Genomic DNA, 26,693 nt, shown 5'->3' on the forward strand with positions numbered 1-26,693 from the left:
AGCCCGGCAGTTTCGCCGGGCTGCAGCATTTTGTCTGTGCAGTGCGCAGACTAGTCTCCGATCTCTACGTTCGAAGAGTTCAGCGCACTGTTATTCAGAATGTAATTCAGGTCTGTATATCCGTAGTAGAACCGGTAAATATTTTTCGCCGCCGTCGCCGCGTTGGAGGAAGAATATCCGTATGGGATATTCACCGTCACCGCGATCTCCGGATTCTGGTATGGAGCAAAGGAAACGAAGAACGCGTGGTTGACGCGGTGTCCATTTTTTATCTCCTCGGCAGTACCCGTCTTACCTGCGATATCGACTTCCAGGTCACTGAAGATCTTCCTCGCAGAACCATCCGAGATTACACGGCGCATTCCGGTGTGGACAGCGTTCCATGTGGAATCTTTGACGTCGATGGTCGAACGTACTTCCGGTGTGAAATCTTTTAAGAGATTTCCCTGGGAATCCGTCATCTTGTCGAGCAGACTCAGTTTGAATACCGTTCCCTTATTGGCAACTGCCGTGATATATCTGGAAAGCTGGATATTGGAGTAAGAGTTTTTACCCTGTCCGATCGAAGATGCCTCCGGTTTCTCCGTCGTCATCTGCGGCTCTCTCTCAGCAATCTCGATTCCGGATGTCTCATCGAGTCCGAACATGGACGCATACTTTCGGATCTTCTCGATACCGAATTCCGGTGAATAGTTTCCGTTTTCATCCATGGAGAGGCGGTGTCCCATCTCAGAGAAGAACACGTTGCAGGAGTTCTGGATGCCGTGGACCACATCGAGAGGTCCATGCTGTCCCGGGTAGATCCAGCAGCGCAGCGCCGGTGTGATCTCCTTGTAGATACCGGTACAGTTCACCGTATCATTCAGCCCGATCACGCCTTCCTCAAGAGCCGCCACCGCGATGATTGGCTTGAAGGTCGATCCAGGCGCCTTCTGTGCCTGTGTGGCATTGTTAAAGAGCGGCAGGGACTGATCGTTATTTAACTTGTTGTAATACTCCGCATCCACGGTTCCGGAGAACTTGTTGTTGTCGTAGCTCGGGTAGGTCACGAGTGCCCGCACCTCACCGGTGTTGACGTCCGTGATCACGGCACTGGCAGAACACGGGTCCAGGGCAAGCTGCGCAGGTGTGATCTCGATATCGGAGATCTTGTTTCTGATAAACTGGAATGCGTACTCATCTCCGCCCGCCTCCAGCATCTGGACTTCATTCTCGTCGTAAGCCAGAATATTCTGGTCATAGAGGGCGAGGCAGAGTTCCTTTCCGGACACGGTGCCGTTATTGACAAGGTAGCGGAAGATCTTCTTCGTGAACGCCGCATCGTTCTGCAGGTCATCCATCACATATTCCACGATCGTCTGGTAAATACTGTCCGCATCAGAGTATCTGGACTCGATCTTCAGCTTTGTCGTGTCGATCCAGCTCTCCGCGATCCCGTCGTACAGGTAATCCCTGAGGCTGATGGAATCGTTCTTCCATGCGTTGTATGTGTCAGACTCCTGGTCGATCTTGTCTGTCTGTATGATCCCACGGTCGGAAAGCAACGTATAGATATACTGCATGTAGGCAAACATGTCTTCCGGCAGGTCTGCCATCTTTCTCGCGGATCCATCCGTGAGCTCGCTCCGGATCTGTGCAAGGATCTGTTCTCTCGACTGGCTGTACTTCGCATAGATGTTTTTCTCTGTCTGGGACGCCTCCGGCGCGGAAAACGCTGCAAGGTCCAGGACATTGTTGTTGATCAGCTGGTAGTAGACATCCTTCACAGGGATCGGGATATTTGCCGCCTTCTTGTAATCGTTGTCATCAAGATCACGGTTCACGAGCTTGTCCGTGATGATACCGGCAAGCTGCTGCTCCAGAATATGATACACACCGATCTGGAGATCCCGGTCCAGTGTCAGGTAGATGTCATGTCCTGCCTCCGGCTCTGTTCTCTTAACGACCTCAAGGATCCGTCCCATACTGTCCACATACATAGTCTGGGAACCCTTCTTTCCCTGAAGCTCCGTCTCCATGGATGCCTCGATCCCGGTCTTTCCGACAAGGTCCGTCAGCTCATAGTCCGGATTCGTCTCCCGGAGTTTTTCGAGTTCATCATCCCAGACTTTTCCGATGTATCCGATGATCGGTGCAAAATAAACGCTGTCATTGTATACACGGATCGTTGATTCCTCGATGCCGACGCCTTTTAAGTTCGCGGAGTTTTCGAGAACATCCGTCATCGTCTCCTTGCTGACGTCAGAGGCGATCGTGGTGGACTCATATTTCCGGTACGCGGTGAGTCCCATCGTATAGCGGATATTGATGATCCCGAGAGCTTCCTCATCGGTAAGTTCGATCGGGTTGTCATTGTCATCCTTCAGCTGGTCCAGACCGTAATATTTTACCCTGGCGTCAAAGACTTCCCTGGCCGTCACATCGGACGGATATTTTCCATCCGCGTCATCCAGTTCATCCGTCTTTTTTAATCCGTAATAGTCGCTCAAAAAGCGTTTTCTCGCCGCCTCGCTGGTGGTCGTGAAGATCATATTCCCGGAGGAGTCATAACCCACGGAAAAATCTCCTTCCACGTTCTCGCCGTGACGGTTTAAGATCCGGACAAGCTCCAGGAGCATCCGGTTTCTGTCGTTGGATCTTTTGTAATCTCCGTTATCCTGAAGCGTCACATTGTACGACAGTTTATTATATGCAAGAAGATTCCCGTTTCTGTCATAAATATTTCCGCGGGTACCGGCAAGACTGATCTTTTTTTCCGTCTTTGCCATATAGTTTTCCTGGTACTGCTCTCCTTCCATGATCTGAAGATTGAACAGGCGCATGCCAAGGATCGCGTACAGCCCCACAAATACCACCGCCAGGATCACAAGTCTTGACGACAGCAGCTTTTTCATAAACTCTTTCAGAATTTCAGAAAAATCGTTAAACAATCGTTGTGTCTCTCCTTTTTTCCATCTCTTCCAGTCTGCGGCTGATATAGAGGAACAGCCGGTACAGGATCAGTGTTGTCACCACGGTGAAGATCGTCTCCGGCAGGATAATGTTGATGAAATAATAGCCGAAATGTAATCTTCCCCGCACCAGGAAGCCGAATACATAAAGATAGAAATTATAAAACACTTCGTTCAGCGCTGAAAGCACCAGCGGCAGCGTAATATAGTCCTCATAATAATACTTCGTGCAGATTCCGTTTACATAGCCTATCCAGATAAAGATCAGCGTGTGAAATCCGAGCGGACCTCCGGACGAGAGGTCCATCAGAAGTCCCGCGATCAGTCCGTATCCCATCCCCCAGACACTTCCCCGGATAAACCCGAAGGAAAAGACAAGGATCACCATGAGATTCGGATATACCGCCAGGAACGGCAGCAGCGGGAAAATACAGGTCTGCACGATAAATGCCAGGATCACCAGCAGAAAACTCGCGATGATCCGCTTCATATTGCTATTCATTGATCTCCGGCCCCGCATCCTTTAAGTCTGTGATCACCAGGACCTCCTGAAGTCTGTCGAATCTCGCGGCAGGGATCAGGTATCCCGATTTCGTCAGGTTGTCGTTGTAATCCACCGTGATGTCCGTCGCATACCCCACGAGGATCCCCGGCAGGAATTTTCCGCTGATATTGGAAGTGACGATCATGTCGCCATCCTTGATATCATCGTCCTTTTCCATATAGGAAAGCTTTAACCGGCCGTCTTTAAACAGCTGAAGATCTCCCGCGACGATACAGGAATCCCCGGACTGCTGCGCCATGGCGCTCACACGGCTGGAGTCATCGATGATCGAGCGGACTGTCGCGTAGTTCGCTCCCACATCTGTGACGATACCGACAAGACCGCCTCCGGCGATGACGTTCATATCCTCTTTGATCCCGTCATCGGATCCTTTGTCGATCCGGAATACGGAAAACCAGGAACTCGAGTCTTTTGCGATGATACGGGCACCGATCTTATGGTACTGCATATATTCCTGATCCAGTTCATAGAGACTTCTGAGGCGCTCCAGCTCGAACTGTTCCGAGCGGAGTCTCGTATTTTCCTCCGTCAGCTCATCCACTCTCGTCTTTAAGGTCTCATTCTCTGCCAGAGCCGTCTTCAGTTTTCCGACGCTGCTCAGTTCATTGTAGAGTCCGCCGCCGACCCTGTTCACACCGGACTGGATCGGCACCAGCACATATCCCACCGCGGTCCGCAGCGGATTTAAGATGCTTCCCCTGATCGTCGTAATACCGATCATACAGATACAGAGAAGCGACAGTCCAAATAGAAAATATTTCGTATTGTTTTTCATGTTTCAAAAATTCCCCGTTCTCTCAGGCTCACATAGGAATTATCTCCGATAATGATATGGTCCAGAAGCGGGACTCCCATGAGCTTTCCTGCTTCCATGACACGTTCTGTAAAGAGGCAGTCCTCCCTGCTCGGCGTCGGATCCCCGCTTGGATGGTTGTGGAGCAGAATGATCCCGCAGGCCCTGGACCGCAGCGCCTCGATAAAGATCTCCCGCGGCGTCGCGCAGGAGGCATTCACCGTTCCGATCGAGACTGTTGTATCCTTTAACAGAATGTTCTTTGTATTCAAAAGCAGAAGTTTCAGATTCTCCTGTTCCAGATGGCGCATTTCCTCCATATAGAATGCAGCCACCTTTGACGGCGCATCAAAAACGACCGTCTTTTCTGATGCCGCCGTTTTCCAGATCCTCGCCGAAAGTTCTCCGACGCACGCGAGCTGGATCGCTTTCACTTCCCCGACCCCGCGGATCTCTTTATAATCCTCCACGGCGCCATGGAGGAGTCCCGCCAGCCCCGGTGGATTTCCGGAATTCAGAATCTCCTCCGCCATCTCCCGCACCGGGATATTCTTTGTCCCGGATCGCAGAATCACGGAGAGGAGTTCCGCATCAGAAAGCGACGCCGGGCCTTTCTCCAGCACCTTCTCATAAGGGCGCTCCGAGACCGGCAGCCCCTTCATCGTCTTTCCACATTTCTTTTCCATACTGACATCCCGCCTTTCCGGTCTCTCCAGGTACACGGTGCGGCAGATATCCCCTTTTTGTCATCCGTACATTCCCCGGCTGACAGAAGTTTCCCGGAAAACAGATCTTCCTACAGGAAACGGTAGATCAGGATCGCAACGATCACGCCGATGATGCTCGCCATCGTGATCCGGATGCTGAGTCCGAACGTGATCACAAGGATCCCGAGGTTTAAGACGAGCGGATCGTTCAGTCCGAACGATTCCCCGAAATTTAACCAGGAAAGTCCCGGCACTCTCGCTGTCATCTCTCCGATAAAGCCTCCAAGAACGATCCCGGAAAGCAGAAGGAGAAGCAGGACCCAGGAGCTTTTACTTTTCATACTGTTGATTCCTCCCGATCGCCGGGACCGCATAGCAGTCCCGGCACTTTATGCACAGAAGTTTAGCATATTTCTGGCTCAAAAACAATGAGTTAAGAAAAAGTTCACATTTACAATGTCACGATACCAGCATCGACTAATTTCTGCAGGGACATCAAAATACCGAGTTTTGCGTGGAACCAGGTAAGTCCTCCCTGGAAGTATACCGCATACGGCGGCTTGATCGGACCATCGGCGGAAAGCTCGATGGAGGATCCCTGAACGAAGGCGCCTGCTGCCATGATGACGTCGGAATCGTATCCCGGCATCGCCCACGGTTCCGGAGTCACAAAGCTGTCCACCGGCGCTGCCGCCTGGATGCCCTCACAGAATTTGATCACGCCTTCCGGTGTGCCGAAGGTGATCGCCTGGATGATGTCGTGACGGCTCTCCGTTCCGTTCGGAACGACGCCGAATCCAAGCTTCTCATACACATTTGCAGCAAAGATCGCACCTTTCAGTGCTCCCGCAACAACGGTCGGGGAGAGGAACAGTCCCTGATAGAGAGACTGGCTGACGCCAAGGCTGGCGCCGACCTCTTTTCCGAGTCCCGGAGCTGTCAGACGGTATGCCGCTCTCTCCACACAGTCCTTCCGTCCGACGATATAGCCGCCGATCGGGGCAAGTCCGCCGCCCGGGTTCTTAATTAAGGAACCGACGATCATGTCCGCTCCTACATCCGTCGGCTCCAGTTCCTCGACAAACTCCCCGTAGCAGTTATCGACCATGCAGATCACATCCGGCTTGATGGACTTGATAAAGGAGATCAGTTCGCCGATGCGCTTTACGGATAAGGTCGGTCTCGTCGCATATCCCTTGGAGCGCTGGATCTCGATGAGCTTTGTGCGCTCGTTGATCGCTTTTCTGATGTTCTCGAAGTCGAAATCTCCATTCGGAAGAAGATCCACCTGGCTGTAGGTGATGCCGAATTCCTTTAAGGAGCCGACGGAATCACGGATCCCGATGACTTCCTCCAGCGTATCATACGGCTTTCCGACCGGGGAGAGGATCTCATCGCCCGGGCGGAGATTTCCGGAAAGGGCGATGGTAAGCGCGTGGGTTCCGGAGATCAGCTGCGGCCGCACAAGGGCATCCTCACCGTGAAATGCTTTTGCGTATACTTCTTCCAGCGTGTCACGGCCAAGGTCATTGTAACCGTAACCGGTCGTTCCGGCAAAATGAATATCGCTGACTCTCGCCTCCTGCATGGCTTTGATGACCTTCAGCTGATTGTACTCCGCTGTTTTATCGATCGCCTCAAAGCGGTCATGCAGACTCTTTTCGATCTCTCTTCCGTAATTTAAAACTTTCTCAGAGATTCCAAGCTCTCCGTACATCTTTGTAAGTTCCATGTCTTCTCCTTTTACTTTATCACGATTCCTCTGTCCTGCAGATCTTTTAACATCCACGCGAGGATCTTTTCTCTGTCAAAATCAAAGTTCCCCTGGTCCACCCAGGTCACTTCTTTTTCCCTCTTAAACCAGGTAAGCTGGCGCTTCGCGAAATGTCTCGTGTCGCGCTTGATGATGTAGACGGCCTCATCCAGAGAGATCGTCCCGTCCAGGGCATCCAGGATCTCCTTGTATCCCAGCCCCTGCATGGATACCATCTCCCTCGTGCAGCCCATCTCTTTCAGTTTTTCCACTTCCGCCAGCAGCCCGTTCTTCATCATGAGGTCCACCCGCAGGTCGATCCTCTCATACAGGCGGCCGCGGTCCATGTTGAGCACATAGTAGGCAAAATTGTAGGGCGATTCCTTTTTGCGCTCCGCCTCGTTGTGGGCGGAAATCTTTGTCCCAGTCTTTTTATAAAACTCCAGGGCGCGGATCACACGCTTTACATTGTTCTCATGGATCGCCTCCGCTGATTCCGGATCCACTTCCTTTAACATGTCGTGGAGAGCGGAAGCTCCTTTCTCTGCCGCCAGGCGCTCCAGCTCCTCCCGGTATCCCGTATCCCCGTCGTTTTCCGTGAAGTCGATGTCATTCACCAGCGCCTGGATATAAAATCCAGTCCCTCCGGCGATGATCGGGATATGCCCGGCCGCGTAGATCTCCTCCATAGCCTCTTTCGCGAGTTTCTGGAATACGACAACGTTAAATTCGTCCCACGGGTCCAGAACGTCGATCAAGTGGTGGCGGACACCGTCCATCTCCTCCTTCGTCACCTTCGCGGATCCGATATCCATGTGGCGGTACACCTGCATGGAGTCGGCGCTGATGATCTCCCCACCGATCTTTTTCGCGAGTTCCACGGAGAGGGCGGTCTTTCCGGACGCTGTCGGCCCGGTGATTATGATCAAAGGCTTTTTCATCATACGATCCTCTTGAATTTCTTTTCCATCTCATATTTGCTGATCGCAACGATCGTCGGTCTCCCGTGCGGGCAGTTATATGGATTCTCCAGTTTTAACAGTTCATCGATGAGCTGATCCGCCTCCGCGAAGGACAGCTCGTTGTTTCCCTTTACCGCAGCTTTGCAGGACATGGTGGCGATCCGGTCGTAGACGGACTCCACATTCTTCCCCATGCTGTCGTCGGAAAGGCCATCGATGAGCTCCATCAGGAGATCTTTCTTTGCCAGGGAGAACAGGTTGTCCGGCACTGCGCGCACCGCGTACTCATTTCCGCCGAACGGTTCGATCTCGAACCCAATGTCCGTAAACACCTTCATGTGGCGCTTTAAGAGGTCCGCCTCCTGAAGGGAAAGTGTCAGGATGATCGGCGGGCTTATGAGCTGGGAAGTGTACTCTCTCGTCTTTAATGACGCAAAATTCTTCTCAAAGAGCACTTTCTCGTGGGCAGCATGCTGATCGATGATATAGAGGCTACCGTCATATTCCACGAGCCAGTAAGTCTCAAAGACCTGCCCGATCAGGCGGTGGCGTTTTCTCGCAGATTCCGAGAGGAGACGGTTGTCGAACATCTCCATCTGGGTCGGCTGGAGGTCTTTTGTTTTTTCCGCCCGGGGTGTGATTCCCGGCTGGTCCTGTTCAGACCGTACTTCCTGACTATCTTTTCTGTCCGCAGAGTCAGCACTCTTTGTCACGGCACCGGAAATTCCGGCTCCCGGAGGAAGCGCTCCCACTTTTCTTTCTGCCGGATCCATTCCAGGAAGACCCGCCATGATATGCTCTGCCGTCTGTCCGGTCGATTGTCCGGCCGCCGGCTCCGGTTTCAGTTCCCTCGTGAGCGGCTTCGGAGGCAGGATCCATTTGCTCTCCTGCTTCTTCTCCCCGTAGGTCGGGCGTTCTTCGCGGATGCCCATCGCCTCCATGCGGCGGTGTTCAAACGGCTCCGGTCCATGGGCGTTTTTCGCCACCGGATTCATTCCGCTCCCCGGCACCGGATTCCGTGCCACGGCAGCTTCTTCCTTTGCAAGCTCGCGCTCTTCCTTTTCCGACATAAGACTCACATTCGGGATCAGCTCTTTCCCGGAAAGCGCGTCGAGAACCGCCTGCGAGATCACTCGGTACATATTCTCGCCGTCTTTGAATCGAAGCTCCATCTTCGAAGGATGAACGTTCACATCGATATACTCCGGCTCCACCGTGAGGTGCAGCAGCGTGAACGGGTATTTATGCTGCATCATATAGCTCTTGTACCCATCCTCGATCGCTTTGGAGACGAGTCCGCTCCTGATATAGCGCCCGTTGATAAAATAATTCTCAAAATTCCGGTTTCCCCGGGCGATCACCGGCTTTCCGATAAAGCCCGAGATCTTCACGATCCCGGTCGACACCTCGATCGGAAGAAGGTTTGCCGCGATCTCCCGCCCGTAAACCGTGTAGATGATGTCCTTCAGGTTGTGGTTTCCCGAGGTGTGGAGACGGCTCTGGTTGTTCACGATGAGCCGGATCGAGATCTCCGGGTGGGACAGGGCGATCTTTTCCACGAGATCCGCCACATGAGCGCCCTCCGTGGCCTCCGTCTTCAAAAATTTCCGCCTTGCCGGCGTATTGAAAAAGAGGTTTCTGGAGATAAACGTGGTCCCCTCCGGTGCGCCGATCTCCTCGAGACCTTTCTCCTCACCGCCTTCGATCCGGTATCTCGATCCGGTGAGACTTCCGGAGGTTTTTGTGATCAGTTCCACCTGGGAGACTGCCGCGATACTGGAAAGCGCCTCACCGCGGAATCCCAGGGAAGACACGGTAAGAAGATCTTCTGCCGTCCGGATCTTGCTTGTCGAGTGGCGCAGAAAAGCCAATGGCAGTTCTTCCTTTTTGATTCCGCAGCCGTTATCCGTGATCCTGATAAACCCGATGCCGCCCTGGCGGATCTCCACAGTGATCGCCGTGGAACCGGCGTCGATGGCGTTTTCCATTAACTCCTTCACCACGGAGGCCGGCCGCTCCACGACCTCGCCCGCGGCGATCTGGTTGATCGTACTCTGATCCAGAACCTGAATCGGCATAGTCTCTCTCCCTCTCTTTCTTTTTCAATCCCTGCTACTGCCAGCGGTTTTTCAGCTTCGTCTGCAGCCGGTACAGGGTATTTAACGCATCGATCGGGGTCATGCTGGAAAGCTCCAGATCCCCGAGTTCTTTTATAATGTCATCGTCCTTCACGGTATCAAAGATCGACATCTGGTTGAGATCCACCTCGTCCGGCTTCGCCACCGCCTTATGCTGCGGGGACGCGCTCATCTGGGCAATCTCTTTTGCCTGGGCTGTGATATCGGCGCTCGCGAGCTCCTCAACAAGCTCCTTCGCGCGGGCGATCACCGGCTCCGGAACACCCGCGAGTTTCGCGACCTGGATTCCGTAGCTCTTATCTGCCCCGCCCTTTACGATCTTTCTGAGGAATACGATATCATCCCCCTGTTCCTTGACGGCGATACAATAGTTGTTGACACCGCTGATGGTCCCCTCAAGCTCCGTGAGCTCATGATAATGGGTCGCAAACAGCGTCTTCGCGCCGAGGATCTTCGGGTTGCTGATGTGTTCGATGACTGCCCAGGCGATCGAAAGACCGTCAAAGGTACTCGTGCCGCGGCCAATCTCATCGAGGACGAGGAGACTGTTCTTCGTGGCATTTCTTAAAATATTTGCAACCTCCGTCATCTCGACCATAAAGGTACTCTGTCCGGATGCCAGGTCATCGGAGGCGCCGACTCTCGTGAAGATCCTGTCACAGATCCCGATGTTCGCCTCGTCAGCCGGAACAAAGCTTCCGATCTGCGCCATGAGGACGATCAGTGCCGTCTGTCTCATGTAAGTGGATTTGCCCGCCATGTTCGGTCCCGTGATGACGGCGATCCGGTTCTTTCCGTTATCCAGATATGTGTCGTTCGCGACGAACAGGCTGTCTTTGATCATCTTCTCGACAACCGGATGACGGCCGTTTTTGATGTTGATCAGTCCTTTTTCGTTGATTTTCGGCTTCACGTAGTTATTCCGCATGGACACTGTGGACAGGGAGGTAAAGACATCAATGCCCGCGATCGCTTTCGCAGTGCTCTGGATCCGCAGGACCTCCGCAGCGATCTTATCGCGCACATCGCAGAACAGATCGTATTCCAGAGTGTACAGGCGGTCCTCCGCGCCCATGATGATGTCTTCCAGCTCTTTTAACCGGTCTGTCGTGTAGCGCTCCGCATTTGTCAGAGTCTGTTTGCGGATAAAGTAATCCGGGACCAAGTCTTTGAAGGAGTTTGTTACCTCAAAGTAGTATCCGAACACCTTGTTGTATTTGATCTTTAAGTTCTTGATGCCGGTCTTTTCCTTCTCCTCGGTCTCAAGATCCGCCAGCCATGCCTTTCCTTCCGTCTTTGCCTTCCGGTACTTGTCGGCTTCCTCGCTGTATCCGTCCTTGATGATGTTTCCCTCACGGAGCGAGATCGGCGGCTCATCGACGATGGACCGGTCAATGAGTTCGTAGAGATCCCGCAGCGGATCCAGATCCTCGTTCATTTTCTTTAAAAGCTCACAGGAAAACTCCCCGAGAATATCTTTGATATACGGCAGCATCTCCAGGGAATTCTTAAAGGAAAGAAGGTCCCTCGGGTTTGCCGTCTTATAGCTGATCCGCCCCATCAGGCGCTCCAGGTCATAGACGGAATTCAGGTACTCCCGGATCTCCTCCCTGGAGATATAGTTCATGTTCAGCTCTTCGATCGCCTGCTGCCGGCGCTCGATCTCCGTCTTGTCGATCAGCGGCTGTTCGATAAAGGAGCGGAGAAGTCTCGCCCCCATGGCCGTCTTTGTCTTATCGAGGACCCAGAGAAGGGAGCCTCTCTTCTGTTTTTCACGCAGAGTCTCCACAAGCTCCAGATTTCGTCTTGTGGAGGTATCGATCATCATGAACTGCCCCGTTGTGTACGGTGTAATCTTCGTCAGATGGGACAGGTCATTCTTCTGCGTCTCATAGAGATACTGAAGGACCGCACCGGATGCGATCATTCCATTCTCATAATCTCCGAGTCCAAGTCCCTCGAGACTCATCACATGGAAATGCTCTTTTAAGATCTTCCTGCAGTCATCATCCGAGAAAAACCGGTTCTCCAGTGCCGTCACGGCAAAATGATACCGCTCTTTTAACTCATCCATATCAAGTCCGGACATGAAGAGTGCCTCATTGCACACAAGCTCCGACGGCGTGAACTTGTTGATCTCATCGAGAAGCGCCCGCTCGCTCGTCACCTCCGTGACAAAAAAATCGCCGGTCGTGATGTCGACCGTCGCAATCCCGTAATTGTTTCCGGTATACACAACTGCCATCAGGTAGTTGTTCTTTGTCTCGTCCAGAGCCTGGGAGCTCGTGATCGTTCCCGGCGTCACAACGCGGATGACTTCACGCTTTACAAGACCTTTCGCGAGCTTCGGATCCTCCATCTGCTCCGCGATCGCAACCTTATAACCTTTCTGGACGAGTCTTGTGAGATAGCCTTCCACCGCATGGAACGGGACTCCGCACATCGGAGCCCGTTCTTCCAGACCGCAGTCCTTTCCCGTCAGTGTCAGCTCCAGCTCTCTCGAAACCGTCTTCGCATCCTCAAAAAACATCTCGTAGAAATCACCCAGCCGGTAAAAAAGGATACAGTCCGGATACTGCTTTTTTGTCTCGAGATAATGTGTCATCATTGGTGAAATCTGTCCCACGTCTTTTCTCCTATTCCATAACATGCCCACAGCGCCCGAAGCACTCGGCTCCGGGCGTCACATGTTTTTCATCCTTATTATTTAACCAGGGAACCCATATAGTAGAATCCCTTTGCCTCGTCTAAAGAGACATCCACGATCTTTCCGATCAGGGACGCGTCCCCGGCGAAATGTACGACTGTGTTGTTGGAAAGTCTTCCCGTCACAAAGCCGGACTCGTGGGTATCGATCTCCTCCACAAGGACTTTTTGTACCGTTCCCTCATGGCGCTTTACGACCTCAGCCGCAATATCCTGGACTTCCTTTAACAGGCGGTCAAAACGGTTCTTTACGACATCCTCCGGAACCTGGTTCGGCATGGCCGCCGCCGGAGTTCCGGTGCGCTTGGAGTAGATGAAGGTGAAGGCGCTATCGTAGCGGACCTTGCGCACCACGTCCATCGTCTCCTCGAAGTCTTCCTCAGTCTCCCCCGGGAATCCCACGATGATATCCGTAGTCAGGGAGATATCCGGGATCGCCGCGCGCAGTTTCTCCACCAGTGCGAGGTACTGTTCCTTCGAATATTTCCGGTTCATGCGCTTTAAGATCTCACTGCTGCCGGACTGGAGCGGCAGATGTAAATGGCTGCAGATCTTCTTCGAATCCCGCATCGTCTCGATCAGCTCGTCGGAGAGATCCTTCGGGTGGGAAGTCATGAAGCGGATGCGCTCCAGTCCTTCGATCTTCTCGACTCTTCTTAAGAGCTCCGCAAAGGTGATCGGATGTTCCAGATTCTTTCCATAGGAGTTGACGTTCTGTCCGAGAAGCATCACTTCCACAACACCGTCAGCCACAAGCTCTTCGATCTCTTTGATAATGTCCTCCGGCTCTCTGCTCCTCTCGCGTCCGCGCACATACGGCACGATGCAGTAACTGCAGAAGTTATTGCAGCCGAACATGATATTGACGCCGGACTTGAACGGATATTTTCTCTCGACCGGGAGTTCCTCCACGATCTCATTGGTTCCTTCCCAGACATCCACCACCATCTTCTTTTCCATGAAGCGCTCGTAGAGCAGCTCCGCAAGTTTGAAAATGTTGTGGGTTCCGAAGATCAGGTCAACATGGCGGTAACTCTTTTTGATCTTTGCGACAACCTCCGGCTCCTGCATCATGCAGCCGCAGAGTGCGATCATCATATCCGGATTTTTTCTCTTCACGCCGCTCAGATATCCAAGACGGCCATACACCTTTAAGTTCGCGTTCTCACGCACGGTACATGTATTGTAAAGAACGAAATCCGAGTTCTCATCGGCTCCCTCCACATATCCCGCTTCTTTTAAGATCCCAAGGAGCTTTTCGGAGTCTCTGGCATTCATCTGGCACCCGAATGTATTGATAAAACAGGTGAGCGGACGTCCTTTTTTCGCGCTCTCCGCCTCCACGAGCTTTTTCACCTGTTCCATAAAGTACTGCTGTCTCGCCGGTTCCTCCGTCGGAGCCCCTGCGATGATATTTTTATCTATCATTCTTATGTTTCTCCAAATTTCTAAATTCAATCCTGAATGATTATAACCAAGATTCTCCGAAAATGCAACCTTGTTGTTTCACCTTACTTCCGGATCTGCCCGTCTCCGTAGATGATGTACTTCGTGGACGTCAGCGCAGGAAGTCCCATCGGACCTCTCGCGTGGAGTTTCTGGGTACTGATCCCGATCTCAGCTCCGAATCCGAATTCGAAGCCGTCGGTGAATCTTGTGGACGCATTGACGTAGACAGCTGCCGCATCCACCTCATTCAGGAATTTCTGGGCATTCTCGTAATCCTTCGTGATGATCGCCTCGGAGTGACCGGTATTGTAGTGGTTGATGTGGGCGATCGCCTCGTCCACGGAATCCACGATCTTGCAGGAAAGGATATAGTCCAGGTACTCTTTCCCCCAGTCTTCCTCCGTCGCCGCCGTAAATTCCGGTACGATCGAGCAGGCGTCCTGATCTGCGCGAATCTCCACGTTCTTCTCATCCAGACGCTTTTTCATGAGCGGCAGGAATTCCTTTGCGATCTTCCGGTGCACCAGTGTGGATTCGCAGGCATTGCAGACGCCGATCCTCTGGGTCTTCGCGTTGAAGATGATGTCGAGCGCCATATCGAGATCTGCACTCTCATCCACATAGATATGGCAGTTTCCGGTTCCGGTCTCGATCACAGGCACTGTGCTGTTCTCCACGACCGTGCGGATCAGTCCGGCCCCGCCTCGCGGGATCAGGACATCGAGATATCCGTTCATCCGCATGAACTCGCGCGCCGTCTCATGGCTCGTATCTTCGATCAGGGCGATCGCATCCTCCGGGATATTTTCCTTCTTCAGTCCATTCCGGATCGCTGCGACGATCGCCTTGTTGGATTCCAGCGCGTCGCTCCCGCCGCGGAGGATCACAGCATTTCCTGCTTTAAAGCAGAGAGCGAACGCATCCGCCGTCACATTCGGTCTCGCCTCATAGATGATCCCGATGACGCCTAACGGGACGCGTTTCTGTCCGATCAGCAGTCCGTTCGGGCGTTTTTTCATGGAGATGACCTCACCCACCGGATCGTCCAGTCCGACAACCTGGCGCATGCCTTCCACGATGCCTTCGATGCGTTTATGGTTCAGTTCCAGGCGGTCCACAAGTCCCGGAGCCATTCCTCTCTCCTTCGCTCTCGCAACGTCCGCCGCATTTGCCTTTAAGATCTCGTTCTCCTCATCCAGGATCTCCTGAGCAGCTGCCAGAAGTCCTGCATTCTTTAAATTTGTCCCCATTTTTCCGAGAACATAGGAAGTTTCCTTTGCTTTCTGTCCGATTTCTGTTAACATGGCTGTTCCTCCCTGATCCGTGTTCCGGCATCCCGGTCTTTGCACCGGATCACACGCTTTTCTGTCACGATCAAATCTACATTCTTATCATACGGTCCCACCGGGATCTCCCCGAGGATCTGGAACTCATAGGCCAGCGCGATCGTCATATGACCGGCATGCTGTTCCAGATACCGGTCATAGAATCCGCCGCCTTTTCCCAGACGGGCACCGGTTTCCACAAATCCCATTCCCGGGACCAGGATCGGCGCCGTCCGGAGGATTTCTGATCTGGTCTCATCCGCTTTTCGGCATCCGTTCTTTGGTTCCATGATATGAAATGAACCTTCCGAGAGATCCTGCTCCGACTCCGTCACAAAAAACTCCATCGTCTCCCCGGTAACTTTCGGAAGACAGATGATGTATTTTTGTGCCCGGAGTTCCTCCAGAACCTCCCCGGTTCCCGCCTCCCAGTTCAGGGACGCATATCCATACACGGCTTTCGTTTCTGCAATCTCCGGAAGACCCAGGACGCGTTCCGCGATCTCCCTGTCAAGGATCCTCTTTTCTTCTTCCGGCATCGCTTTCAGACGGCTCCGTATGTCTTTTCTGAGCTCAGCTTTCTGTGTTTCCCACATTTCCGTATTTCTTTCCGAGGTCTGTCACGGAGCCGTCCTTCTCAACGATCGAAATGTTGTTCAGATGGCCTCTGAGACTTGCCTTGATGTCAGCGACATACTGCTTTCTGAGCGCCGCCTGCTCCTCTTTCTCCTCATCCGTAAGTCCTACGGACTGGGATTTATGGTAAAGTTCATTGATTCTGTCGATCTGTTCCTGTTTCATGTAATTTTCTGTCCTCTCTGTTTGTTTCCGGGATCTGCGGTTTCCCCGCTTCCGGAATGCAGGTTCCTGCCATCTGATGCACACTCACGCGAAGATGATGATCGACGCAAGCGACTGCGCAAGGCACCCGAATATGCCGGGATACCTTTTTTACGCGTGAATACTCTGGATATAATCCAGCAGCGCAAATTCGCTGCTCTTATTTGCTTTAAAGAGTGTTCCGATCTCCTCACCCTTTAAGATGCGCCACATGACTTCCACATCGTCTGCGTTCGCGATCACCATGTCGGCACCGCTCTCTGTCGCGATCTTTGCCGCGTGGAGTTTTGTCGCCATTCCTCCGGTTCCGACGTCGCTTCCTGTGGTCCCTTTTCCCATCGCCATAAACTCATCAGTCAGGTCATCCACCTGGCTGATAAACTTTGCATCCGGATTTTTCTTCGGGTCATCCGTGTAGAGCCCGTCGATGTCGGAGAGAAGGAATAACAAATCTCCCTCGACAAGAGCCGCAACGATGGCGGAAAGGCGGTCATTATCACCGAATTTGATCTCATATGTAGATACGGTATCGTTCTCGTTTACGATCGGCACCGTTCCGAGTTTTAGAAGTTCATTGAACGTATTTTTCGCGTTTGCGCGGGAAGTATCGTCCAGGATCGTCGCCTTTGTGATCAGGATCTGTGCCGCCGTCTGGTTGTACTCGGAAAAGAGTTTCTGATATACCATCATGAGGCGTGCCTGACCGACCGCCGCGTAAGCCTGTTTCTCGGCAACCGTCTCCGGCTTCTTTCCGCCGAGCGTCTGGCGCCCCGTCGCGATCGCACCGGAGGAGACAAGGATCACTTCTTTTCCCATTCCTCTCATATCGCTGATGACGCGGACCAGTTTCTCGATCTTTGCAAGGTTCAGGTCTCCAGTCTCCGCATGTGTCAATGAGGAAGATCCGATTTTGATCACGATCCTCTTTTTATCTTTTAATAATTCTCTCTCTGTCATATGAAAGTCCCCTTTCCAACGGAATCAGGCAGTACCGCCTTTTTCTCCGGCGCACTGCCACTTTTACAGTTTAACCTACCGCTGCATACCGCTTGATGATCTCTTCCGCAACCTTCAGGCCGTCCATGGCCGCCGATGTGATCCCTCCGGCGTACCCGGCTCCCTCGCCGCATGGATAAAGCCCCTTTAAACTGCTCTGAAGGCTCTCATCGCGGCAGATCCTGAGCGGTGATGACGTACGGCTCTCGATTCCTGCAAGGACAGCGTCCGCCCGGTCGAATCCTCTGATCCGTCTTCCGAACTGCTCCATCCCTTCAAGAAACGCTCCGTTTAAGGCCTCTGGCATCAGTTCCCGCAGGTTTGCGAAGGAATATCCCCCGCAGAACACAGGTTTCACATCTCCCAGGGCCACCGTCGGTCGGTTTGCGGCGAAATCGCCGTAGAGCTGGACGGGGATCTTTCCTCCGCCGAGCGCGAATGCACGCTCTTCCAGGGTTCTCTGGAATGCGATTCCGCCCAAAGGACCGGCTGTCGGGAAATCCGCCGGAGTGACCGCCACGATCAGGGCACTGTTTGCGATGCCGCTGTCCCGTTTAAAATTGCTCATTCCGTTGACTGCCAGACGTCCTTTTTCCGAGGAGGCGTTCACCACCATTCCTCCCGGACACATGCAGAACGAGTAGACGCCGCGGCCGCTGGTTGTCTTCGCGGTCACTTTATACGGCGCGGCGCCGAGTTTTCCGGCATCCTCCAGCCCATACTGGTTCCGGTTGATCTGCGCCTGCGGATGCTGGATCCTGAGTCCCACCGCAAACGGCTTCGGCTCCATAAAGACCTTCATCCTGTCAAGTTTCTCAAAAAGATCTCTGGCACTGTGTCCCACAGAGAGGATCACCTGCTCCGTCCCGATCACGGTCCCATCTGCGAGCTTTACTCCGGAAACTCTGCCGTTTTCCTCCAGGATCTCCGTGACTTCCGAGCGGAAATGGACCTCTCCGCCTCCGGCGATGATCCTGTTTCTCAAATTTCTGACCACTTCTCTCAGCACGTCGGTCCCGATGTGAGGTGCATGGTCATAAAGGATCGACGGATCCGCCCCCATCTCCACAAAGGTGGAGAGGACTTTTCCGTTCCTTCCCGAAGTATCTTTTACAAGTGTATTTAGCTTTCCGTCTGAGAATGTTCCGGCTCCGCCCTCACCAAACTGGACGTTCGAGCGGATATCGAGCGCCGGATCCCCGTTTTTCCAGAAATCCTCTACTTTTTTCGTTCTCTCCTCAACGGCATCTCCCTGTTCAAAAAGGATCGGGGCATAGCCGTTTTCGGCGAGTGCCAGCGCTGCGAACATCCCGGCAGGACCTGCCCCGATGATCACCGGGCGCTTTCTCATCTCCTGCGTTCCATGTTCCGGGTACGCATATAGTTTCGAGTCTTCTGCCCGGACATTCTGGTTTGCCGCCTTTTTGATGACTGCTGCCTCTTTTTTTCCGCCTGCAAGTGTCACATCCACAATATAACTGAACAGCAGATTCGGCTTCTTTCTCGCGTCGATGGAGCGGTGGACGATCTGGATCTCCCCGATCGCCGATTCATCGATTTTTAAGAGCTTTGCCGCCTTTTTCTTTATCGCCTCTTCCGCGTGATCCACGGGAAGTGTGAGCTGATTGATCCGGATCATATGTATGTTTTTTCCTTTCCTGTCTTCCCCGGGCTCTGTTCCCTTCCGATCCGGAGAATTTCACCTGTTTTTCCTGTCCCCGGACAGTTTTTCTGTATCCTTGGACGACCCCTGCGGCTGCATGAGATCCGGCTGCATATCCGGATGACCATGCCCACTGCAGGTTGTATCCGCCGCAGATCCCATCGACATCCAGAAGCTCCCCGACCATGTAAAGTCCGGGAACGCGTTTTGACTGCATAGTTTCCGCTTCTATCTCTGTTGTATCGACACCGCCTGCACAGATCTGGGCCTGTTCAAAAGGATTTGTCTCCTTCACCGGGATCACAAACTCCCGAATCACAGAAACCAGACTGTTCAGCTCCTCTTTCGTCAAGAGTCCCGCCTGTCTTTCGGGCCGGATCTTTGCCGCTTTTAAGAGCACCGACGCGAGTTTCTTATTAAAAATACCGTTTAAAAATGTCTCGGCAGTTTCCCCCGAAAGGCAGGATCTCTGCTCCTTCAAAAGATCCTGGACTTCTTCTTCATCCAGATCCGGCAGAAAGTTCAGGACTGCAGACACCTTCTGCTTCCGATCCAAAAGCTTCGCCGCATACCTGCTCACCTGGAATACCGGGATGCCCGAGATCCCGTAGTCCGTGATCTGGAGTTCTCCCCGGTCTTTTGCCGCTGTCTTTCCGTCCCCGGTCCGGATCTCCACAAGGCAGTCCGTCCGGACTCCGGAGGCTTTCGGGAGGAGATTTCCTTCGCATTTCAGCTGGACAAGCGCCGGGAGCGGCTTGATGATCCGGTGTCCAAACTGTCTCGCGAGCTCATAGCCGCTTCCGTCGGATCCTGTTCCTTTCGCCGCCATGGAACCGCACGCCAAGATCAGGAAATCACCTGTATAGATCCCACGGTCTGTCTCGACCGAAAAACGGTCTTTCTGTCTTTTCGCGTTCCGGACTTCACATTCCGTAATGATCCGGACTCCCGCACGGTCCGCTCCCCGGAGCAGTGCATCGAGGACCGTCTGCGCCTGACCGGACATCGGATATATATAGCCGCCGCGGTCCATCGTCAGGACACCAAGTTCCCGGAAGAACGCTGTCGCGGCGGACGGTGGAAAATTCCGGATGGCAGCTGTTTCAAATCCGCTCTGATCACTCCTGTAGCAGGAAGGATCCATATAGAGGTTTGTCAGGTTGCACTTGCCGTTTCCCGTTGACAGGATCTTTTTTCCCGGTCGGGCCGTGTGCTCCAGGACCGTCACATCCGCACCCTGTTTTGCCGCAGTGATCGCGGCCATAAGTCCTGATGCACCGCCGCCGATGATGATCCCTTTCCGTCCTCTGAAACTTTCCGCCATTCTATCTCTCCCCTGTACCTGATTTACGGCAACCGTTCATCTGTGCGATGATCCGCGCATGGAACCCGATCACAGATCATCCGGGGATCATCCCGCCGAACGGTTACAATTTATATTAGTATATCGACCTGAACGCAAAATTTCAAGTATCAACTGCTGTAAGATTCCAGATAACTGAATATTTCTGCCATTGTCGGAAACCAGATCCCGGTCATCAGCCGTTCCTGTTCTTCCTCCGGAAATTCTGCGAGCGGCATGTGGGTAAAGAGATCCGTGGTCTCCTTTCCCTTATCGTATACGATCAGATATCCTTCCTCGGCAACAAGAAAATATCGTTCTTCCTCCTCCGCCATCGTCTCATGTTCCACCTGTTCCTGGTTTAAGACCACATGGATCTCCTCCGTCTCCTTCGCGAAGACCGGCTCTTCCACAGACTGCTGCATCTGTACCTCCTCTGTTCCCCGGGCTTCCTCCCCCGCAGTCATAAGGAACAGCGTGATCAGGCTGGCGGATGTCAGAAAGAAAAAGAAAAGAAAGCAGGATACATACTTTTTCATAGGAATATTCCTCCTTTTATGAAAGTATCTGCTTTCTTTTTCTTTTTTAAACATATATTTTTATTTAACAGGAAATTCCGATGGAACTTCCCGTTAAATAAAAATTTTACATTAAATGAAGCTTTCTGAACACCCTGAGAAGTTTCGTTCCGCCCGGCATGGTCTTAAGTTCCGCCGCAGACAGGGCGCCAAGCTTGATCAGGAGCACACCGTAAACGATCACTGCAACCATCATCGCAAACATCGTAGAAAGCGCATTGCTCTTTACCGCGAGATGCACAAGCTGATAGGAGCCAAACGCGAAGAGTCCCATCACTGCAGAAGCGATCACCGGGATCACAACGGTCTTTTTCATCTCCTGCCGGTAACCGAGAAGATTCCGGATGGATCTCGCATTCATCAGGCACATGAACACCGCGAACAGGATATTCGCAAATACCATGCTGTAGATTCCCATATGGAATCCCAGCGCCATGATCTCAAGTGCGATCAGATGGAGGACAAGGGAGATCACCGCGTGAAAGATCGGAAGACGCATTTTGTCGATTCCCTGAAGGATCGCGTTCGTCACCGTAGAGACGGAGTAAAATACGACCGCAAGAGAACCGTAGATCGTCATCCGGATCGCCAGGGTATTATCTCCAGAGAACAGCAGGTTATTCACCGGTCCCGCAAGTACCGTAAGTCCCACAGTGGACGGGATCGCCACAAAGCAGGAGAAACGGATCGCAGATGCCACGCGCTCTCTCACAAGCTTTTTGTCTCCCATCGCCACTGCCCTGGATACGGACGGGATCAGGGAGGACGAAAGGGCATTGGAAATCGCCATCGGCACATTGATCAGCAGATGGTATTTTCCTGTATACACTCCCCAGATGGAGGCAAATTCATCTCCCTGTCCGAGAGTCTTAAAGTTGTATGCGAGGATCCCGTTATCCAGCACGCTGTTTAAGTTGTAGATCGCGGAACTCAGGATAACCGGAACGACCGTGAAGAACAGGACTCTCGTGATCTCCTTATAGCTCTCCACAAATTCCGTCTGATCCCTGCGGATCTGACGTCTGCGGACGTTTCTGCTGATCGCAAAGAGGAAAAGCAGAAAGATCAGCGCCGTGAAGGCGCCCGCACCTGTACCGATCGTTCCTCCGGCAGCTCCCCAGGCGTTGGAATAGCCGGTTCCTGTCTGGTTCTTTAATACTTCTGTCTTTAACGCCTCGTTAAAGAGAAAGCTTCCTGCAGCCACGCTGATGATGGCATTTACGATCTGTTCAAAGACCTGGGAAAAGGCCGTTGGCACCATGGTTCCCTGTCCCTGGAAATATCCGCGGAACACACCGAGATACGCCATGATCCAGACCGTCGGGGCTAATGTCTTTAATGCAAATGCCGCATAAGGCATAAAGAATACGTCTCTCGCAAAGAAATCAGCGCCAAACCAGATCACTGCGGCCGCAAATGCACCAACGATCGTTGCATAGCAGAGTGCCGCGCGCAGGATCCTCGCGGCGTTCCGGTATTGTTTTCCTGCAAGTCTCGCGGAAACCATCTTCGACACGGCGAGCGGCAGGCTGTAGGAGGACAGGAGCAGCGCAATATTGTATACATTAAACGCAGTTCCATAATACCCCATTCCCTCATCGCCGATGATGTTGATCATCGGGATGCGGTACGCGATACCGATGATCCTCACCACGATGGACGCCACCGCCAGGATACTTCCCTGGACGACGAAATTGGATTCCTTCTTCTTTTTCTGTCTGTTACTTTCCATAAATTTCAGCTTTATCGAACCTGTCTGCTCCTACAATGCAGATCCAGGTCTTTCCTTTGTTAAGCATAACTTCCTTTCCTTCAGAGTCATAGTAGCGGGTCGGTCCGAAGTCCCCATCCTTTTTCCAGGAGACCGGAACGCACTTTCCGCCTGTAAAGACATAACCCGCTCCGCCTTTGTGGACGTTGATGTTGAGGTAATCGGTGCTGGCATAATGTCCCCACTCCACGTACTGGAAGATGACATTTCTGACAGCGATCTGTCCGCTGTCGCCGTTGTGTTTTCCGCCGTACTGGAAGCGGTAATATTTTCCATCACTCTCATTGTACTCAAACCGGGGATTGTTCATCGTATAGGACGGATACATCTTATACGCATCCTTCGCGTCGGATTCCGCCGGAACATAAGTGCCTGTCCCTCCCGCGAACTGAAAATGTCCTGTGTAGGTATCGCTGTAGGAGGTCCGGTAACCGAGCTGGCCGATCGTCTTGTTTAACTTTGCCCCGCTCGTATACGCGTTGTGCGGTGCCTTTTTGTCCTTCGTGCGGTAATATGCGTTTCCGCCTGTACCGTCAATTCCGTTGATATTGTCCACATTTTTGAGATACGGAACCGCGAAGGTACTCTGCCCATAGTGGGCATAGATCGCGTCATACTCTCTTGCGAAGTATGTATAGTAAGTACGGCAGCTTCTGACGGAACCGATCCTCTCAAGATCGTCGTAGTCCTCAAAGATCGACATAAACCGGTTCATATCGCCTTCCACCGGTGCCTCATAGACTACATCCGCCCGGTTAATCCCGTACTGGGGCAGAGATGCCTTATCATTGCTCATCATGACCGCGACCGGACGTCTGTTGGCTTTCGCCACATCCACCATCTCACCGGTCAGGTAACTCTGGATCTTTCCGTCGACTTCTTTGCGCTCCTCCGGACCCTGCGGTTCCGTTTCCGCCTCCGTCGTCGGTTCTGTCTCAAGGACGATCGTCTTCGTCTCTTCCGGCGTCTCCACCGACGCCTCCGTTGTCACAGCCGCTTCCTCTGCCTTCTTTCCACAGCCGGAAAGCGCTGCTGCCGCCATCATGATCCCAATACTGATAATAAATGCTCTGCCCCGTTTTCTCATCTCCTGTAACCCCTCCGTTCCAGAATTTCTCTCTGCATATCCTCCATCTGGATCCGCTCTTCGTCCTCCACATGGTCGTAGCCGGACAGATGAAGCATACTGTGCGCGACTAAGAATGCCAGTTCTCTCGTCTGAGAGTGGCCATACTTCTCAGCCTGCTCTTTCACCTTATCCACGGAAATTACAATATCCCCCATAAGTAATTCCCCTGTATCCGGGTCGAAGTATTCCTCCGGCGTCTCTTCCAGATGGGAAAAGTCGCCCGGTGTCTCAAAATCACACATCGGGAACGACAGCACATCGGTCGGGTTGTCGATCCCGCGCATGTCAAGATTGATCTGGTGGATCCCGGCGTTGTCCGTCAGGAGGACATTCACCTCCGCGTCATACGGGCATTCCACGTAATCCAGGGATTCCTCGATCACATTTTTTATGATCTCCTCGTACGGGAGATCCAGCTTTTCTTCCGCTTCGTACTCCACTGTCACTGTCATCTCTGTTCCCGTCCTTCCCGGCCGTCCTTCTGATGTTCCCCGTGAGATCTTCTCTCCGGTTTCTCACGGCCTTCATATTCATCATATGCTTTTACGATCTTCTGAACAAGCGGATGTCTGACCACGTCCTCGTTTGAGAAACGGCAGATCCCGATATCGTCGATATTCTTTAATACTTTAAGCGCCACATCAAGCCCCGACACCTGACCGGCAGGCAGGTCTTTCTGGGACTGGTCGCCGGTGATGATGACCTTGGAACCGAAACCGATCCTCGTCAGGAACATCTTCATCTGGGCCTGGGTCGTGTTCTGGGCCTCATCCAGGATGATGAACGCGTTGTCCAGGGTTCGTCCGCGCATGTACGCGAGAGGCGCCACTTCGATCAGGCCTTTCTCCGAATTGTGGAGGTAGCTGTCCGCGCCCATGATCTGATAAAGAGCGTCGTAGAGCGGGCGCAGATACGGGTCGATCTTACTCTGCAGGTCGCCCGGAAGAAAGCCAAGCTTCTCTCCCGCCTCGATCGCCGGGCGCGTCAGGATGATCCTGCCAACCTCCCCGTTTTTGAAGGCCTGGATCGCCATGGACATGCCGAGGTATGTCTTTCCGGTTCCCGCAGGGCCGACGCCGAACACGATCATCTTTTTCCTGATTAGGTCGATATACTGTTTCTGTCCCAATGTCTTCGGTTTTACCGGTTTTCCGTTTATGGTATGGCAGATGATATCGCGGTCCAGGGAAAGCATTTCCGTATCCTTATCGTCAAAGGAGAGCGCCAGAGCGTAGTCCACGTTCTGTTCCCCGATCTCCTCGCCGCGCTTCGAGAGCTCCAGCAGTGTCGAAAACACGCTCTTTGCGCGCTTTACTGCGTGATCCGGTCCGATGACCTTAATCTCTCCGTCACGCGCCACCATGGATACGTGAAGTGTCCGCTCAATTTTTTTCAGATAACTGTCAAACTGTCCGCAGACTTTCCGTTCATGTTCTGCCGGAATGTCTATGATTGTCTCAATGATGCTCATCTAATGTCTGAATCTCCTCCTGATCTTCCGGGATGGGGGAGCTTTTCGTGATGTCCTCCACCACCGTCAGTGTTCCATGGATCTTCCAGTGGGATCCACTTCTCTCTATTTTAACATCACTACCAAGGATTTGTATACCTTTTTCCGTAAGATTTTGCATATATTCGTTCAAATAACGGTCCGCAGCGTCTGATACTTCCGTTTTTGTGAGGACTTTTTCATAGGGGACATATTCCCTGGCGGTGAGGATCCCGACGTAGACCGGAAGGTAAAAATTTTCCGAAAGTCTGAGCTGGGTCTCCTCCATAAAAAGTTCCCAGGTGCTTTCTTTTTTTAAGTCCGGCATCAGAAAATAAAATTCTGCGCCGGCAAATTTCAAAAAGAGTCCCCGGCGCTTCTTTCCCGTCGCTGCACGGATCTCCTCCGTCTCCGGGATCGTCCACCCGGCAGTCTTTGTCGTCTCAGCATATATTTCCGCATCCGCATGCACCTTATTTGTCTTTACGAGCGTCTCCGAGTCGTCGTAGATCGGAAGTTTCCCCGATACCAGGATATCACCAGCCGCCACCGTGTCACCGACTTTCACGCACGCGATCCCGTTTCGCACGATCATTTTTATCACGGTACCGTCCGCTTTCGCCGCAAGATTACAGGGCGTCTCCGGCTCTTTTTCTGCTTTCAGGATCCCGTCATTTTCCCGGATATGGACGGTAAGTCTTGTGCCGGTGAGTTCCGCGGACACCCAGCTGATCTCCGGAAAAGCGTTCCGGATCCTGTTTTCCAGGTCCGCACAGGAGATTTCGCTCTTTCTCATCCCGCACCGGACCGGGACTGCGTCTATGAAGTGCAGCAGTGTCTCATCCGTAAACCGGCAGTTTCCGTCAAAGGAGATGTCCCACACATAAAAAGATGAGACGAAGATCAGCAGAAAAAAAGCAGCAAGTCCTCCGACCCAGAGGCTCCGGCGGCGGCCGGTGATCATCCAGAAGGGAAGTCCGTGTTTCTCTGTGATCCTCAGGCGAACCCCGGTCTTTTCGGCAATAGATTTTAAGTGTTTAAAATCCCGAGGCATGATCTTAAAGTACACGGACCGTTTTCCTCCGCACTTCTTCTCTCTTTCTTCAGTCTCGATGTCCCAGATCTCAATTTCTCTCTGGGCCGCAATATTAAAAAAGCGCTCCATCCCTCTCCCCTCGATCCGGACTTTCACGCTTCCCTCCCGCATATCTCTGATCTTATTCAAACCGGATCACCTCCAGGCGGCCGGATATTTTCATCTCATCCTTATCATAATAGCAGATCTTTAACTTCTTTCCCGAAACAAAGAGAATATAATGCCTGCACTGGATCCGGATCTCCGTATCCGTGTATACAAGAATACTCCTGTAATTTTCAATATGTACCGCCCGCGTCCCGATGAATGTCAAAAGCGTCTCCCCGCCCACCGCGTCTGCAAACACCCCGGCGGAGTCCATCCGGGGAAAATCATCCTTTTTCTGCCCTCTCATGCTATGCTCCGCCGTATCATGCCTTGTTAAATTTTATGACTGCCGC

The 26,693-nt window shown here is 52.7% G+C and carries 23 protein-coding genes; all 23 read right to left on the reverse strand.

The annotated features are described in order from the left end of the window. Positions 1 to 50 precede the first annotated feature (50 nt). The 23 genes from ACXMYH_RS09040 to ACXMYH_RS09150 all read right to left on the reverse strand — a co-directional run bounded on the left by ACXMYH_RS09040 (position 51) and on the right by ACXMYH_RS09150 (position 26,647). Entirely contained in the window at positions 51 to 2,930 is a 2,880-nt protein-coding gene (locus ACXMYH_RS09040; RefSeq protein WP_486554730.1) for a penicillin-binding transpeptidase domain-containing protein, read from the reverse strand. Then, positions 2,923 to 3,453, reverse strand: a complete 531-nt coding sequence (mreD, locus tag ACXMYH_RS09045) for a rod shape-determining protein MreD (RefSeq protein ID WP_486554731.1) — start codon at positions 3,451 to 3,453, stop codon at positions 2,923 to 2,925. Before mreD ends, ACXMYH_RS09040 begins: the two co-directional genes overlap by 8 nt. Continuing rightward, on the reverse strand, positions 3,446 to 4,291 hold the full coding sequence (mreC, locus tag ACXMYH_RS09050) for a rod shape-determining protein MreC (protein WP_118297945.1): 846 nt from the start codon (positions 4,289 to 4,291) through the stop codon (positions 3,446 to 3,448). The genes mreD and mreC overlap by 8 nt, the downstream gene beginning before the upstream one ends. Beyond that, entirely contained in the window at positions 4,288 to 4,995 is a 708-nt protein-coding gene (gene radC / locus ACXMYH_RS09055; protein ID WP_118297944.1) for a RadC family protein, read from the reverse strand. The genes mreC and radC overlap by 4 nt, the downstream gene beginning before the upstream one ends. A 110-nt stretch (positions 4,996 to 5,105) precedes the next feature. Beyond that, the gene (locus ACXMYH_RS09060) at positions 5,106 to 5,357 is read right to left on the reverse strand and encodes a DUF4321 domain-containing protein (protein WP_118297943.1); all 252 of its coding nucleotides are present in this window, start codon (positions 5,355 to 5,357) and stop codon (positions 5,106 to 5,108) included. Positions 5,358 to 5,467: 110 nt separating this feature from the next. Then, positions 5,468 to 6,748: a methionine gamma-lyase family protein gene (locus tag ACXMYH_RS09065; RefSeq protein WP_118529789.1), complete on the reverse strand. Its 1,281-nt coding sequence runs from the start codon at positions 6,746 to 6,748 to the stop codon at positions 5,468 to 5,470. Positions 6,749 to 6,759: 11 nt separating this feature from the next. After that, positions 6,760 to 7,710: a tRNA (adenosine(37)-N6)-dimethylallyltransferase MiaA gene (gene miaA / locus ACXMYH_RS09070; RefSeq protein WP_118529787.1), complete on the reverse strand. Its 951-nt coding sequence runs from the start codon at positions 7,708 to 7,710 to the stop codon at positions 6,760 to 6,762. After that, complete coding sequence (gene mutL / locus ACXMYH_RS09075; protein WP_118529785.1) at positions 7,710 to 9,809, reverse strand: DNA mismatch repair endonuclease MutL; 2,100 nt, start codon at positions 9,807 to 9,809, stop codon at positions 7,710 to 7,712. Before mutL ends, miaA begins: the two co-directional genes overlap by 1 nt. A 34-nt stretch (positions 9,810 to 9,843) precedes the next feature. Next, a complete protein-coding gene (gene mutS, locus ACXMYH_RS09080) occupies positions 9,844 to 12,477 on the reverse strand; it encodes a DNA mismatch repair protein MutS (RefSeq protein WP_182426750.1) in 2,634 nt (877 codons plus the stop codon). A gap of 95 nt (positions 12,478 to 12,572) precedes the next feature. After that, positions 12,573 to 14,003: a tRNA (N6-isopentenyl adenosine(37)-C2)-methylthiotransferase MiaB gene (miaB, locus tag ACXMYH_RS09085; RefSeq protein ID WP_486554732.1), complete on the reverse strand. Its 1,431-nt coding sequence runs from the start codon at positions 14,001 to 14,003 to the stop codon at positions 12,573 to 12,575. Between the two features lie 83 nt (positions 14,004 to 14,086). Beyond that, positions 14,087 to 15,328, reverse strand: coding sequence for a glutamate-5-semialdehyde dehydrogenase (locus tag ACXMYH_RS09090; protein WP_486554733.1), 1,242 nt, complete (start codon positions 15,326 to 15,328; stop codon positions 14,087 to 14,089). Beyond that, positions 15,322 to 15,945 carry a 5-formyltetrahydrofolate cyclo-ligase gene (locus tag ACXMYH_RS09095; RefSeq protein WP_486554734.1) on the reverse strand — a complete coding sequence of 208 codons (624 nt, stop codon included), beginning with the start codon at positions 15,943 to 15,945 and terminating at the stop codon, positions 15,322 to 15,324. The genes ACXMYH_RS09090 and ACXMYH_RS09095 overlap by 7 nt, the downstream gene beginning before the upstream one ends. Then, complete coding sequence (locus tag ACXMYH_RS09100; RefSeq protein ID WP_118297935.1) at positions 15,923 to 16,150, reverse strand: DUF896 domain-containing protein; 228 nt, start codon at positions 16,148 to 16,150, stop codon at positions 15,923 to 15,925. Before ACXMYH_RS09100 ends, ACXMYH_RS09095 begins: the two co-directional genes overlap by 23 nt. Before the next feature lie 150 nt (positions 16,151 to 16,300). Continuing rightward, positions 16,301 to 17,146 (reverse strand): glutamate 5-kinase, encoded by an 846-nt coding sequence (gene proB, locus ACXMYH_RS09105; protein WP_118297934.1) that lies wholly within the window; start codon positions 17,144 to 17,146, stop codon positions 16,301 to 16,303. 70 nt (positions 17,147 to 17,216) lie between these two features. Continuing rightward, entirely contained in the window at positions 17,217 to 18,824 is a 1,608-nt protein-coding gene (locus tag ACXMYH_RS09110) for an NAD(P)/FAD-dependent oxidoreductase (protein ID WP_215703006.1), read from the reverse strand. Further along, positions 18,736 to 20,172, reverse strand: coding sequence for a BaiN/RdsA family NAD(P)/FAD-dependent oxidoreductase (locus tag ACXMYH_RS09115; RefSeq protein ID WP_215703005.1), 1,437 nt, complete (start codon positions 20,170 to 20,172; stop codon positions 18,736 to 18,738). The genes ACXMYH_RS09110 and ACXMYH_RS09115 overlap by 89 nt, the downstream gene beginning before the upstream one ends. Before the next feature lie 149 nt (positions 20,173 to 20,321). Beyond that, complete coding sequence (locus tag ACXMYH_RS09120) at positions 20,322 to 20,729, reverse strand: hypothetical protein (protein WP_118529771.1); 408 nt, start codon at positions 20,727 to 20,729, stop codon at positions 20,322 to 20,324. Between the two features lie 106 nt (positions 20,730 to 20,835). Beyond that, complete coding sequence (locus tag ACXMYH_RS09125) at positions 20,836 to 22,500, reverse strand: polysaccharide biosynthesis protein (RefSeq protein ID WP_329751396.1); 1,665 nt, start codon at positions 22,498 to 22,500, stop codon at positions 20,836 to 20,838. Continuing rightward, positions 22,490 to 23,626 carry a DUF3048 domain-containing protein gene (locus ACXMYH_RS09130; protein WP_486554735.1) on the reverse strand — a complete coding sequence of 379 codons (1,137 nt, stop codon included), beginning with the start codon at positions 23,624 to 23,626 and terminating at the stop codon, positions 22,490 to 22,492. The genes ACXMYH_RS09125 and ACXMYH_RS09130 overlap by 11 nt, the downstream gene beginning before the upstream one ends. After that, positions 23,623 to 24,120, reverse strand: a complete 498-nt coding sequence (gene ybeY, locus ACXMYH_RS09135; protein WP_329751398.1) for an rRNA maturation RNase YbeY — start codon at positions 24,118 to 24,120, stop codon at positions 23,623 to 23,625. The genes ACXMYH_RS09130 and ybeY overlap by 4 nt, the downstream gene beginning before the upstream one ends. After that, entirely contained in the window at positions 24,117 to 25,139 is a 1,023-nt protein-coding gene (locus ACXMYH_RS09140) for a PhoH family protein (protein WP_486554736.1), read from the reverse strand. The genes ybeY and ACXMYH_RS09140 overlap by 4 nt, the downstream gene beginning before the upstream one ends. Next, positions 25,126 to 26,382 carry a sporulation protein YqfD gene (locus ACXMYH_RS09145; RefSeq protein ID WP_486554737.1) on the reverse strand — a complete coding sequence of 419 codons (1,257 nt, stop codon included), beginning with the start codon at positions 26,380 to 26,382 and terminating at the stop codon, positions 25,126 to 25,128. Before ACXMYH_RS09145 ends, ACXMYH_RS09140 begins: the two co-directional genes overlap by 14 nt. Further along, positions 26,375 to 26,647: a YabP/YqfC family sporulation protein gene (locus tag ACXMYH_RS09150; protein ID WP_118529763.1), complete on the reverse strand. Its 273-nt coding sequence runs from the start codon at positions 26,645 to 26,647 to the stop codon at positions 26,375 to 26,377. The genes ACXMYH_RS09145 and ACXMYH_RS09150 overlap by 8 nt, the downstream gene beginning before the upstream one ends. Positions 26,648 to 26,693: the final 46 nt, after the last annotated feature.

The organism is Pilosibacter sp. NGB245, assembly GCF_057397225.1.

Bases quoted from the DNA above. Each gene is read 5' to 3' on its own strand.
- radC (WP_118297944.1), bottom strand. From the start codon at position 4,995: ATGGAAAAGAAATGTGGAAAGACGATGAAGGGGCTGCCGGTCTCGGAG.
- ybeY (WP_329751398.1), bottom strand. From the start codon at position 24,120: ATGACAGTGACAGTGGAGTACGAAGCGGAAGAAAAGCTGGATCTCCCG.
- ACXMYH_RS09095 (WP_486554734.1), bottom strand. From the start codon at position 15,945: ATGTGGGAAACACAGAAAGCTGAGCTCAGAAAAGACATACGGAGCCGT.
- ACXMYH_RS09150 (WP_118529763.1), bottom strand. From the start codon at position 26,647: ATGAGAGGGCAGAAAAAGGATGATTTTCCCCGGATGGACTCCGCCGGG.
- miaA (WP_118529787.1), bottom strand. From the start codon at position 7,710: ATGAAAAAGCCTTTGATCATAATCACCGGGCCGACAGCGTCCGGAAAG.
- ACXMYH_RS09125 (WP_329751396.1), bottom strand. From the start codon at position 22,500: ATGGAAAGTAACAGACAGAAAAAGAAGAAGGAATCCAATTTCGTCGTC.
- ACXMYH_RS09090 (WP_486554733.1), bottom strand. From the start codon at position 15,328: ATGTTAACAGAAATCGGACAGAAAGCAAAGGAAACTTCCTATGTTCTC.
- proB (WP_118297934.1), bottom strand. From the start codon at position 17,146: ATGACAGAGAGAGAATTATTAAAAGATAAAAAGAGGATCGTGATCAAA.
- ACXMYH_RS09110 (WP_215703006.1), bottom strand. From the start codon at position 18,824: ATGATCCGGATCAATCAGCTCACACTTCCCGTGGATCACGCGGAAGAG.
- ACXMYH_RS09115 (WP_215703005.1), bottom strand. From the start codon at position 20,172: ATGGCGGAAAGTTTCAGAGGACGGAAAGGGATCATCATCGGCGGCGGT.
- ACXMYH_RS09060 (WP_118297943.1), bottom strand. From the start codon at position 5,357: ATGAAAAGTAAAAGCTCCTGGGTCCTGCTTCTCCTTCTGCTTTCCGGG.
- ACXMYH_RS09120 (WP_118529771.1), bottom strand. From the start codon at position 20,729: ATGAAAAAGTATGTATCCTGCTTTCTTTTCTTTTTCTTTCTGACATCC.
- mreD (WP_486554731.1), bottom strand. From the start codon at position 3,453: ATGAATAGCAATATGAAGCGGATCATCGCGAGTTTTCTGCTGGTGATC.
- mutS (WP_182426750.1), bottom strand. From the start codon at position 12,477: ATGATGACACATTATCTCGAGACAAAAAAGCAGTATCCGGACTGTATC.
- mutL (WP_118529785.1), bottom strand. From the start codon at position 9,809: ATGCCGATTCAGGTTCTGGATCAGAGTACGATCAACCAGATCGCCGCG.
- ACXMYH_RS09140 (WP_486554736.1), bottom strand. From the start codon at position 25,139: ATGAGCATCATTGAGACAATCATAGACATTCCGGCAGAACATGAACGG.
- ACXMYH_RS09065 (WP_118529789.1), bottom strand. From the start codon at position 6,748: ATGGAACTTACAAAGATGTACGGAGAGCTTGGAATCTCTGAGAAAGTT.
- mreC (WP_118297945.1), bottom strand. From the start codon at position 4,291: ATGAAAAACAATACGAAATATTTTCTATTTGGACTGTCGCTTCTCTGT.
- miaB (WP_486554732.1), bottom strand. From the start codon at position 14,003: ATGATAGATAAAAATATCATCGCAGGGGCTCCGACGGAGGAACCGGCG.
- ACXMYH_RS09130 (WP_486554735.1), bottom strand. From the start codon at position 23,626: ATGAGAAAACGGGGCAGAGCATTTATTATCAGTATTGGGATCATGATG.
- ACXMYH_RS09100 (WP_118297935.1), bottom strand. From the start codon at position 16,150: ATGAAACAGGAACAGATCGACAGAATCAATGAACTTTACCATAAATCC.